10 protein-coding genes are annotated in these 11,832 nt (G+C 44.8%); 7 read left to right on the top strand and 3 right to left on the bottom strand.

Annotated features, from left to right (window positions below):
• The 7 genes from ACXACS_RS13225 (at window position 1) to rpsO (ending at window position 7,815) form a co-directional block, all read left to right on the top strand.
• Window positions 1-1,002, top strand: coding sequence for a response regulator (locus tag ACXACS_RS13225; protein WP_474807204.1), 1,002 nt, complete (start codon window positions 1-3; stop codon window positions 1,000-1,002).
• Window positions 1,003-1,303: 301 nt separating this feature from the next.
• Entirely contained in the window at window positions 1,304-1,762 is a 459-nt protein-coding gene (gene rimP / locus ACXACS_RS13220) for a ribosome maturation factor RimP (RefSeq protein WP_118495172.1), read from the top strand.
• A 45-nt stretch (window positions 1,763-1,807) separates the two neighbouring features.
• A complete protein-coding gene (gene nusA / locus ACXACS_RS13215) occupies window positions 1,808-3,304 on the top strand; it encodes a transcription termination factor NusA (protein WP_474807202.1) in 1,497 nt (498 codons plus the stop codon).
• Between the two features lie 24 nt (window positions 3,305-3,328).
• The gene (infB, locus tag ACXACS_RS13210) at window positions 3,329-5,935 is read left to right on the top strand and encodes a translation initiation factor IF-2 (RefSeq protein ID WP_474807201.1); all 2,607 of its coding nucleotides are present in this window, start codon (window positions 3,329-3,331) and stop codon (window positions 5,933-5,935) included.
• A gap of 113 nt (window positions 5,936-6,048) precedes the next feature.
• Window positions 6,049-6,450 carry a 30S ribosome-binding factor RbfA gene (rbfA, locus tag ACXACS_RS13205; protein ID WP_118495169.1) on the top strand — a complete coding sequence of 134 codons (402 nt, stop codon included), beginning with the start codon at window positions 6,049-6,051 and terminating at the stop codon, window positions 6,448-6,450.
• Window positions 6,451-7,422 carry a tRNA pseudouridine(55) synthase TruB gene (gene truB, locus ACXACS_RS13200; protein ID WP_474807199.1) on the top strand — a complete coding sequence of 324 codons (972 nt, stop codon included), beginning with the start codon at window positions 6,451-6,453 and terminating at the stop codon, window positions 7,420-7,422.
• A 123-nt stretch (window positions 7,423-7,545) separates the two neighbouring features.
• A complete protein-coding gene (gene rpsO, locus ACXACS_RS13195; protein WP_012518257.1) occupies window positions 7,546-7,815 on the top strand; it encodes a 30S ribosomal protein S15 in 270 nt (89 codons plus the stop codon).
• Window positions 7,816-7,909: 94 nt separating this feature from the next.
• On the opposite strand, the gene rluF is transcribed toward rpsO, so the two are convergent.
• The 3 genes from rluF to ACXACS_RS13180 form a co-directional block, all read right to left on the bottom strand.
• The gene (rluF, locus tag ACXACS_RS13190) at window positions 7,910-8,668 is read right to left on the bottom strand and encodes a 23S rRNA pseudouridine(2604) synthase RluF (RefSeq protein ID WP_474807197.1); all 759 of its coding nucleotides are present in this window, start codon (window positions 8,666-8,668) and stop codon (window positions 7,910-7,912) included.
• A gap of 157 nt (window positions 8,669-8,825) precedes the next feature.
• Window positions 8,826-9,632, bottom strand: a complete 807-nt coding sequence (locus ACXACS_RS13185) for a hypothetical protein (RefSeq protein ID WP_474807195.1) — start codon at window positions 9,630-9,632, stop codon at window positions 8,826-8,828.
• Window positions 9,633-9,838: 206 nt separating this feature from the next.
• A complete protein-coding gene (locus ACXACS_RS13180) occupies window positions 9,839-11,395 on the bottom strand; it encodes a GNAT family N-acetyltransferase (protein WP_474807194.1) in 1,557 nt (518 codons plus the stop codon).
• Between the last annotated feature and the right edge of the window lie 437 nt (window positions 11,396-11,832).

Here is an 11,832-nt window from a genome sequence, read left to right as displayed (position 1 = left end):
ATGTTAGAGATTGAAGTTAAAAAACCTACTTTATTAGTGGTTGATGATGAGCCCGTAAATTTACGGGTTTTGAAGCAACTTTTAGCATCGGACTACCAGCTTGTTTTCGCGAGAAATGGTGAAGAAGCGTTAAAGCTAACTGAGGCTAGACAGCCAAACTTAATATTACTCGATGTCATGATGCCTGGGCTCACGGGGTTTGAAGTCTGTCGTCAACTTAAGCAGCAGTCGAGTACCAAGCACATCCCTGTTATCTTTGTTACGGCGTTAAACGATGAGCATGAAGAAACCGAGGGGTTCGATGCTGGAGCCGTGGATTACATTACTAAGCCTATATCACCGGCAATCGTGAGAGCACGGGTGAAAACTCATTTGAGTTTAGTTCAGGCTGATGAGCTTTTAGATAGCCGATTACAGGTCGTTCAGCGGTTGGGAAGAGCAGCAGAATACAAAGATAATGAGACAGGCATGCATGTTATGCGCATGAGTCATTATGCTAAAGAATTGGCGTTAGCTTATGGCATGACAGAAAAACAAGCAGAAACCTTGCTGCATGCCGCACCTATGCACGACATTGGCAAAATTGGTATCGCTGATAGCATTATGCTTAAGCCAGGTAAGCTTACCGATGAAGAATTTGCCACTATGAAGCACCATCCAGAAATTGGCGCAGAGATCATCGGTGATTGCGGCGATTCTTTACTGCTCAAAGTGGCAAAGTCAGTTTCATTGACCCATCATGAGAAATGGGATGGAACAGGTTACCCCAACGGACTTGCAGGAGAGGATATTCCTATTGAGGGACGCATTTGTGCTATTGCTGATGTGTTTGATGCACTTACCAGTAAACGGCCTTACAAAGACGCGTGGAGTATCGAAAAAACTGTCGATTTTATGGAGAGCCAGAAGGGGAAGCATTTCGAACCAAAACTGGTCGAATTAATGATAGAAATTATGCCTAAAATACTCGACATAAAAGCCAAGTTTAAAGATGAGGACTAACCGCTAAGTCTTTTCGCTGTTGCTTAATGCGCCGCCTATACGTATAATGTGCGCATTAAGTGATGAGAGCGGGCTCCCTCATTAAAGGAAAGTAACGCACTTATCATTAGCAAGCTATCACCTATCGGTGGTTTTACCCATAAGTTTGCAACTGCCTACATTGGCAGGTATGGGTTCAGAATTTTAATAAAAGCCCCGCTAGTCCGGGGCTTTTTGTTGTATTAAAACCTGGAGTCAGCCTCGCTGAGCCGGGTGATGACAGGTGGGCTTTAGGCCCTTTTTTCGTTTTTGGAGGTTTGCATTGGCAAAACTTGAAGAGAAACTAACCGAAATGCTAGAGCCAGGTGTAGAAGCACTGGGCTTTGAATTGGTTGGTATCGAGTTTGTACGAGCGGGGAAGCATTCAATTCTTCGCGTTTTTATTGATCATGAAAACGGTATTACCGTAGATGATTGTGCAGATGTAAGTCATCAGGTTAGCGCAATTTTGGACGTTGAAGATCCGATTAGCACTGAATATAACCTTGAAGTGTCATCACCAGGTATGGACAGACCGCTTTTTAAAGAAAAGCATTACATTGAGGCTGTGGGTGAAGTGGTTCAAGTTCGTTTGTCTATGCCAATGGACGACAGACGTAATTTTAAAGGCAAAGTACTTGCGTGTGAAAACGGCATCGTAAGTATTGAAGTGGATGGCCAGCAGTTCCAGTTAGCTGTGGCGAATATCGAAAAAGGTAACGTTGTTCCCACGTTCGATTAACGGAACAGCTCTGCTTTCATCGACGAAAGCATAAGAGAGGCGAAAATGAATAAAGAAATTTTGTTAGTGGCGGAAGCCGTTTCAAATGAAAAACAAGTGCCTAGAGAGAAAATTTTTGAAGCGCTAGAGTTTGCGATCGCTAGTGCAACAAAAAAGAAAAACGAAGGCGAAATTGAAGTTCGTGTAAGTATCGACAGAACGTCTGGTGACTTTGATACATTCCGTCGCTGGTTGGTTATCCCGGATGATCAAGAGCAAGAAAATCCATTTGCTGAAATTACGTTTTCTGCGGCGCAAATCGACGAGCCAGAAATACAACTTGGCGATTATGTGGAAGAACAGATTGAATCTATCAAATTCGACCGCATAACTACGCAAACCGCTAAGCAAGTTATCGTACAAAAAGTACGTGAAGCTGAGCGTCAGCAAATGATTGCTGAGTACGAAGACAAAGTGGGTGAGCTGGTTACAGGTACGGTTAAGAAAGTAAACCGCGACAATATCATAATTGATTTGGGTAATAACGCAGAAGGCGTTATCTACCGCGATGATATGCTTCCTCGTGAAACTTTCCGTCCAGGTGACCGTGTACGTGGTCTTCTTTACGTTATTCGTCCAGAAGCACGCGGTGCACAGCTATTTATTAGCCGTACTCACCCAGACATGCTAGTTGAACTATTCCGCTTGGAAGTGCCTGAAATTGCAGAAGAGACGCTAGAAATTAAATCTGCGGCTCGCGACCCAGGTTCACGTGCGAAGATTGCCGTTAAAACTAACGACAAGCGCTTAGACCCAGTTGGTGCGTGTGTGGGTATGCGTGGTTCACGCGTACAAGCTGTATCGGGCGAACTTGGCGGTGAACGTGTTGATATCGTGCTTTGGGACGAGAACCCAGCGCAATTCGTTATCAACGCAATGGCTCCCGCTGAGGTTGCGTCAATTGTTGTTGACGAAGACAGCAACAGCATGGACGTAGCGGTTGAAGCGGACAATCTAGCACAGGCAATTGGCCGTAGTGGTCAAAACGTTCGCCTAGCTAGCCAGCTAACAGGCTGGGAACTTAACGTGATGACGGTTGAAGACCTCAACAAGAAGCACGAAGAAGAAAACGCGAAGGTACTTGATCTATTTACTGCTGGTTTGGACATTGACGAAGAGTTTGCGTCTGTGTTGGTAGATGAAGGCTTTACAACGCTAGAAGAAGTGGCATACGTGCCAGCAAGTGAGCTTCTAGCGGTTGAAGGATTAGATGAAGAAATGGTTGAAGAGCTGCGCAACAGAGCGCGTGCTTTCTTAACCACGCGTGCACTAGCGAATGAAGAATCGCTTGAAGGTGCAGAGCCTACAGAAGCCTTATTAAATCTTGAAGGTATGAGTAAACACGTGGCCTATGTGTTGGCCAGCCGCGGTGTTACCGACCTGGAAGAATTAGCAGAACAAGGTACCGATGATATCAGTGATATCGATGAACTAGACGAAGAGAAAGCCGGTGCGTTAATCATGGCGGCTCGTAATATCGTATGGTTCAGTGAAGAAGAGTAAGGTCAACAGGGGGAAAATTACGTAATGGCAGATGTATCTATTGAAAAGCTCGCCAGCGACATTGGTACGACCGTTGACCGATTGGTTGGCCAGTTTAAAGACGCGGGTATCTCTAAGAGTGCCGGCGAACAGGTAAACGAAGACGAGAAACAGAAACTATTGGATCATTTAAGTAAGCAACACGGCAGCGCAGCTGAACCTACGCGTATGACACTTAAGCGTAAGACAACAAGCACATTAAGTGTTGGTAAGTCTAAAGAAGTGAAAGTGGAAGTACGCAAGAAGCGCACATACGTTAAGCGCAGCGACGTTGAAGAACAACAACGTCAAGCGGAAGAAGAAGCGAAGCGTCTTGAAGAAGAGGCACGTTTGAAGCGCGAAGCAGAAGAGAAAGCAGCAGCAGAAGCAAAGAAAGCCGCTGAAGAAAAAGCGCGTAAAGCAGAAGAAGCGAAAAAAGCCGCTGATGAAGAGCGTGCACGTCGTGCGGAGCAAGCTAAGAAAGAAGCTGAAGCCCGTAAAGCAGACGAGCCAGAGCTAACTGAAGCTGAAAAAGCGGAAGCAGAAGCAGCGCGTCAGGAAGAAGAGCGCCTGCGTAAAGCACAGGAAGAAGAAGCGCAGAAGAAGCTTGAAGAAGACGCGAAGAAGGCGGCTGACGAAGCGCGTAAACTTGCTGAAGAAAACGAGCGTCGCTGGAAAGAAGAAGAAGAGCGTCGTAAGAAAGCAGAAGCTGAAGAAGTTCACTTGCACTCTAACCGCTATGCTCAAGAAGCAGAAGACGAAGAAGACATGCAGGTTGAGCGTTCTTCACGTCGTCGTCGCAAGTCTAAGAAAAACGCTGGTGAGCATCTTAAGCAAGGCTTTAACAAGCCTGCAGCACCAGTAGAGCGCGTTGTTAAGCTTGGCGCAACCATCACAGTTGGTGAGCTGGCAAGTAAACTTGCTATTAAGTCTAACGAAGTTATCAAAACGATGATGAAGATGGGCGAGATGGCTACTATCAACCAAGTACTAGACCAAGACACTGCGGTACTTGTTATCGAAGAGATGGGTCACAAGTACGAGCTTGTAAATGACAATGCGCTTGAAGATGAGTTGCTAGCAGATAGCACAGATGGCGAGAAATCAACACGCGCTCCTGTTGTTACCATCATGGGTCACGTTGACCACGGTAAAACATCATTGCTTGACTACATCCGCCGTGCGAAAGTAGCAGACGGTGAAGCGGGTGGTATTACCCAGCATATTGGTGCTTACAAAGTACAAACAGATAACGGTGAAATCACCTTCCTAGATACGCCTGGACACGCCGCGTTTACTGCAATGCGTGCTCGTGGTGCTACGGCGACGGATATCGTTATTCTTGTTGTTGCTGCAGATGACGGCGTAATGCCGCAAACGAAAGAAGCGGTACAGCACGCCCGTGCTGCTGGTGTACCTCTTATCGTTGCAGTGAACAAGATGGATAAAGAAACAGCTGATCCAGACCGCGTTAAAACTGAGCTATCTCAACTTGAAGTTATCTCAGAAGAGTGGGGCGGTGAACACCAGTTCTGTAACGTTTCTGCGAAAACGGGTATGGGTGTTGATGAGCTTCTTGATGCTATCGTGCTTCAGGCAGAACTACTTGACCTTAAAGCGGTAGCTGAAGGCTCTGGTCGCGGTATTGTTATCGAATCTCGTCTTGATAAAGGTCGTGGTCCGGTAGCGTCAGTACTCGTTCAGGAAGGTCAACTACTTGCTGGTGACATTCTACTTTGTGGTGAAGAGTACGGCCGTGTTCGTGCAATGCGCGACGAAAACGGTAAAGAGATTAAGGTTGCAGGACCTTCAACGCCGGTAGAAGTACTTGGTCTTTCAGGTGTTCCAGTAGCGGGTGAAGATGCCGCAGTTGTTAAAGACGAACGTAAAGCTCGTGAAGTAGCAGCGAAGCGTCATCAGAAGAAACGTGAACTTAAACTTGCTCGTCAGCAAAAAGCGAAACTTGAAAACATGTTTGCGAACATGGAATCAGGTGACGTTAGCGAACTTAACATCGTACTTAAGGCTGACGTACAGGGCTCTGTAGAAGCGATTTCTGAGTCACTGGTTAAGCTTTCAACTTCTGAAGTTAAAGTTAATATTGTAGGTAGTGGTGTAGGTGGAATCACCGAAACTGACGCGACCCTTGCGGCTGCATCAGGCGCTATTGTACTAGGCTTTAACGTTCGTGCCGATGCAACAGCACGTCGCGTACTAGAAGCTGAAGAAATTGACCTACGTTACTACAGCGTTATCTATCACCTAATTGACGAAGTGAAAGCAGCCATGAGCGGTATGCTTGCACCAGAGTTCAAGCAGGAGATCATCGGTCTTGCTGAAGTTCGTGACGTGTTTAAGTCACCGAAACTGGGCGCAATTGCAGGCTGTATGGTTACAGAAGGTAATGTTAAGCGTAGCAACCCAATCCGTGTACTTCGTGAAAACGTAGTAATTTACGAAGGTGAATTAGAATCACTACGTCGCTTTAAAGACGACGTACAAGAAGTACGTAACGGTATGGAATGTGGTATCGGCGTTAAGAACTATAACGATGTTAAAGTAGGCGACCAAATTGAGGTCTTCGAAATCGTTGAGGTTAAGCGCGAAATTTAATTGCCTTAGTTAATTCGGCATGTGAAAAACGGGGGCCGAGTGCTCCCGTTTTTGTCTATATAAAGCAAACAGCCTCAAGCATGCCGCTGGTTAAATAAGGAAAGGAGAGAACAATGGCTCGTGAATTTTCACGTACCGACAGAGTGGCTCAGCAAGTTCATAAAGAAGTAGCGAGCATTCTGCAAAACGAATACAAACACCGCGTAGGCGATATGCCTTTGATCACGGTTTCTGATGTAGATGTATCGCGCGACCTAGCTCACGCGAAAATCTTTGTGACTATCTACAACAGCACTGAAGAAGAAGGCAAAGCGCAAATTAAGCAGCTAGCCGAATACAAAAAGTTCATTCGCAGTATTCTTGCAAAACGTATTCGCATGCGCTCAGTACCTGATCTTCACTTCTTTGAAGATAAGTCGATTGTTGAAGGTATGCGTATTTCTAATCTTGTGTCACAGACCATCGCTAAAGATGAGTCGAAGCGCGATGAAGACGATTCACAAGAGCAGGAGTAGATGGCAAGACGTCGTAAGGGCCGTGACATTAACGGCATAGTATTGCTTGATAAACCACTTGGTGGTTCATCTAACCAACTATTACAGAAAGTACGTTGGCTGTACAAAGCGGCTAAAGCGGGCCACACAGGCGCGCTTGACCCGCTAGCCAGCGGTATGCTGCCGCTGTGCTTGGGTGAAGCGACCAAGTTCTCCCAGTTTCTTCTAGACGCGGAAAAGACCTACGAAGTAACTGCTCAACTAGGTGTTCGCACCACCACGTCTGACGCCGACGGTGAAGTGGTAGAAGAGAAGCCAGTTGAAGTCACGGAAGAGCAAGTACGCAATGCTTGCTTAGCGTTTTTAGGTAAAAGTAAGCAGATCCCTTCTATGTTTTCTGCGCTTAAGCATCAAGGTAAGCCGCTTTATCATTATGCGCGTCAAGGCATAGAGATTGAACGTGAACCCCGTGATATTGAAGTGTATGAACTGGACATACTGCGTATCGAACTGCCTTATGTGGATATGCGCATCAAGTGTAGCAAAGGTACTTATATTCGTTCTATCGTAGACGACCTAGGACAGAACCTTGGTTGTGGCGCTTATGTGACCCGCTTACATCGCACCGAAGTTGCTGACTATCCTACGGATAAAATGGTATCGCTAGATAAGTTAATTGACATTCAAGAGTCGCTAGAAGACGGTGACTTTAAAGCGCTTGATGACTTGCTTATTCCTATGGATACCGCTGTTAGCCGCCTTCCGTTTGTGACAATTAACGACGCCGAAAGAAATCGCTTTGACAATGGTCAATCGGTTAAAGGCATGTGCAGTGAAGCACTTCGTGAAGGGACATCCTACCGGGTCTACCACGGCGTTGATACTAATGGTATTTTCCTTGGCGTTGGGGAAGGGGTGCTTGACCCAAAAGACCAAGGCATACCTAAACAAGAAGTATTTGTTAACCCTAAGCGCCGGGTTGTTTATCCATAGACGTGGCGTCTGTAAATAAAGATGGTTTATGGCTTGCTAAGTGTGTAAACGTCATTATAATACGGCGCTCATTCCGCTTTGCTGAATTAGTGATCGGCGAAGCATAAATTTTAGGAGAATGATATGTCACTAACTAAAGCAGAAACCGCGAAAATCATTGCTGAGTACGGCGTAAAAGAAGGCGACACTGGTTCACCAGAAGTTCAAGTAGCTTTGCTTACTCACAACATCAACAAGCTTCAAGGTCACTTTGCTGATCATAAGAAAGATCACCACTCTCGTCGTGGTCTTCTACGTATGGTTAGCCAACGTCGTAAGCTTCTAGACTACCTTAAAGGCAAGAACGCTGAGCGTTACCTTGACCTTATCAAGCGTCTAGGTCTACGTCGATAAGACTAGGTTTCAAGAAAAGCGCCCAATGGGCGCTTTTTTTTCGTCTGTTTTTGGCCTTGGTAATTCATTGCGCAAGAAGTGTGATGAAGTAGGTCTATTGACGCGAATCGACTTTCTCTGCAGTTTTAGTGGAAGAGCGAACTGCATTTTGCATTATTTTCAGCTCACGCTCAGTTAAGTTTCTCCACTGACCTGGCCTTAAATTGCTAAGTTCCAAATGCATAATACGTGTACGTTTTAGTTTGGTGACCTCGTAACCCAAAAACTCACACATTCTGCGTATTTGACGATTAAGTCCTTGGGTGAGAATGATAGTAAACTTGTTCTTGCCGGTAGGTTTAACGACACAGGGCTTTGTCACTGTGCCTAAGATGGGCACGCCGCGCGCCATACGTTTCACAAACCGTTCACTAATTGGCTGGTTAACCGTTACTTCGTATTCTTTGTCGTGGGCATTTTCTGCGCGCAATATTTTATTTACGATATCGCCATCGCTGGTGAGTATGATGAGTCCTTCAGAAGGCTTATCAAGCCTACCTACGGGAAATATACGTGCTTTATGACCGATAGCGTCAATAATATTGCCTTTAACATGGCGCTCGGTAGTACAGGTTATGCCTATAGGTTTGTTGTATACAATATAGACCCTATCTGATTTATCCTTCGCTACCGCACCTACCACTTTCCCATCAACTTTGACAATATCGCCAGCGCCAATTTTGGTACCAAGCTCTGGTGGCTTGTTATTTACAGTAACGCGCTTTTGCTCAATGAGTTTATCCGCTTCTCGGCGTGAACATAGGCCTGTGTCACTAATATATTTATTTAAACGTTTAGGCGCTTGGTCACTCATTGCGCAGTATGTCCTGTCTTATTTCGTCGAAGGCGGTAATGGTATCACGACAAAAAAGAAAGGGGCGATTAACCCCTTTCTTTTTTCTGTATTTATCTGGTATTGCTATGTCGTACTGTTTGTCTTGAAAACAACACGCCAAACAATGGTGGGTAATTTAACTGCCAGCAGGTGAGGGAGGTGAGCCCGCACCACCACTCGCACTGCCACTTGATACTACTTTTGTGGCGATGTCGCGGATCTCGTTTTCTAAACTGGTAATGCGTCCAGATAACGTTGTGTTACGCTGCTCCAATACTGATAGTTTATCGGTAAGATTACGCACACGTTGCTGGGCACTTTGTTTATCGCTTGTGGCTTGTTCTAGTTGAACGTTCACAGCAAGTAGTTCATCGGCTAGTGATGCCAATTGATTTTTAACAGAGCCGATTGCTGCAGCTTGGCTTTTTACGTCGTCAGAAACGGCGCTGACATTTTTATTCAGTGCAGTTTGAACATTACCAACACGATCACCAAGGTCAGCGATTTCTTTTTGATTACGACGCCATGCCGAAGCCCAAAGTTTGTCCATTTGCTCCCAAAGTTCATTGGTTTTATTAGACAACTCAGTAACTTTAACTTGTAAAGCAACCGTAGATTCGCCAATTTCCTCGCCTGTCGCAGAAAGCTTATTTTCTAACTGCATAATGCGCTTTTCGGCTTGCTCAGCCACAGCCTTTTGTTGCTCAAGCATAGTGTACAAGTAGTAACAACCGCCACATGCCGCTAAGGCAATTAAGGCAACTAAAACAACCCAGACTCCGTTACCGCTACCACTATTTGAAGGCTGGCGGTTAGCTGAAGGGGAAGGTGAGGGCGTGGTCGCCTTTGTCGGGGCCGCTTGCCTTTTAGTCTGATAATCTCGACGGTCTTCTTCATCCAATCTAATGGTTGGAAACTCATCGTTTTTCGAATTATTTGCCATAGTAAATTAATAATCTCTTTATGTAGCGCTCTCTTTATGACGTCATAACCTTTTATCTATAAGAGAGCCCATTATTCTTTGCGCGCAGTTTCATGTTATCGCTAAATCGAAGGAAATTCTATGGCTTATGTAGAATGCTAACTTTCCATAAGCCAAAGAAGCTGGAATTTGTCTTACCCCAGCATTTTTCATTGATAGAAACAGGGTTAGTTTTTATCGCCAATCCATTCAACCCGATAAAGATCACGGCGTCGGTCTAGGTAATTTCGCACCGAACCTTCATTTTGCAGTTTGGTGAGTTTGTCGAGGTCTAAATCAACGATAAGCGTCATCTCTGTATTTGGTGTTGTTTCTGACACAATGGCATCGTGGGGGAACGCAAAATCACTGGGTGAAAACACTGCAGTCTGCCCATATTGAATATCCACATTATCTACTTTGGGCAGATTACCAACACTTCCAGCAATAGCCACATAGCATTCATTTTCTATAGCCCTTGCCTGTGCACAGCGGCGAACCCGTAAGTAACCATTTTTTGTGTCTGTCCAAAATGGCACAAATAAAATTTGCATCTCTTGGTCTGAAAGAATGCGCGCTAGTTCTGGAAATTCCACGTCGTAACAAATTAGAACGCCGATTTTCCCGAAATCGGTATCAAAAGTCTTGAGACTATTTCCGCCCTTCATAATCCAGTCCTCTTTTTCATGAGGGGTTGGATGAAGTTTGTACTGGCTTTCAATCGTTCCGTCTCGTTTGCATATATAGCTTACGTTATACAGCAGCTCCTCTTCTACCACAGGCATAGACCCGGCAATAATCGTAATATTGTACGACACGGCTAAGTGCGATACGGCAGTTAAAATTTCATCAGTATAGGTAGCCAAATGCCAAATAGCGTCGATGGACGAATCGGATGGGCTAAGACCCATAAGCGGGGCATTAAAAAATTCAGGGAACAAGGCCACATCGCATGAATAGTCAGATAGAGCGTCGACAAAGTATTCTACTTGCTGAAGCAGCTCTTCTACATTGTTGAAGTAGCGCATCTGCCACTGAATACATCCTATACGCGCACTCGATTTCCTGCTGGCGATTAAAGAAGGCGTGCCCGGCTCGTAGTAAATGTTATGCCATTGAAGTAACGTGGCATAACCCTTCGATGCTTCATCCTCAGGGAGGTACGCAGTCATTACTTGCTTTACCTCGAAGCCATTGGATAGCTGAAACGTTAAAATTGGATCGTAAATATCCTTAAGCTTTACTTGCTCAATGTATTCATAAGGCGACAGTTCATGTGCATAGTTTCTATAGTTGGGGATGCGCCCCCCTGCCATAATCGATTTTAGGTTTAAGTTTCTACATAACTCTTTTCGAGCTTCGTATAGCCGCCTACCTAAACGAAGGCCGCGGTATTCTGGGCAAACAATAACTTCTACGCCATAAAGCACATCACCATTTGGATCGTGAGTCGTAAGATAGGCATCCCCGGTTATTTCATCGTAACTATGCTTATCACCAAACTGGTCGTAATCAACAATAACAGAAATGGCAAAAGCAACGACTTTCCCTTTATCTTCAATGCATATTTGTCCTTCAGGAAAGGTAGTGACTTGCGCTTTGTAGTTAGAATAAGGCCAAGCGCCTCCAACGTTAGCGTATACGTTATCCATTAACGCTTTTACGTCGTTATAGTCATCCAGTCTTAAATTTCTTAAGTCTAGATGATGTTCCGTTTCTTCTATTTGTGTCTGGTCTTGACTCATGGGTTACTCTTTTTGCTAATGCTTTTGATAAATACTTCTAATACGTACTGTATGTATATTTCTACTTAAACGCCTAGTAATGTTTTTTTCAACTGTTAAATGTAGCCCTCGTGTTCTTACCCTAAAGGCGAAGATAACAAGTACTAAGGGGGCTCGCTTTAAGCAGCACCATTAAAATACATACCATGGCTTACTAATTGAGGTTATTTAAAATTGAGCTTATTTAATTGCTCTTTAGTAATTGTTTTAGCCTCTGTTTAGCGCAGCTTGCTCACGCACTGATTAAAGACTAATTAAAAAATAGATAGCAAGAAACGTGCGAATTCTTTAGTCGTCAAAACGATAAATAATTTTTCTTTTATCGATGAAAAAATAGCGCGAAAAATGTGTGGTTATGCGATTGCCACAAGGCTCAACGCCGCGTATAAGTTCGCTAC

This window comes from Alteromonas sp. AWM4_230 (assembly GCF_056158305.1).
The sequence above is the reverse complement of the archived record's forward strand: the minus strand, read 5'-3'. Positions and strand labels throughout refer to the sequence as shown.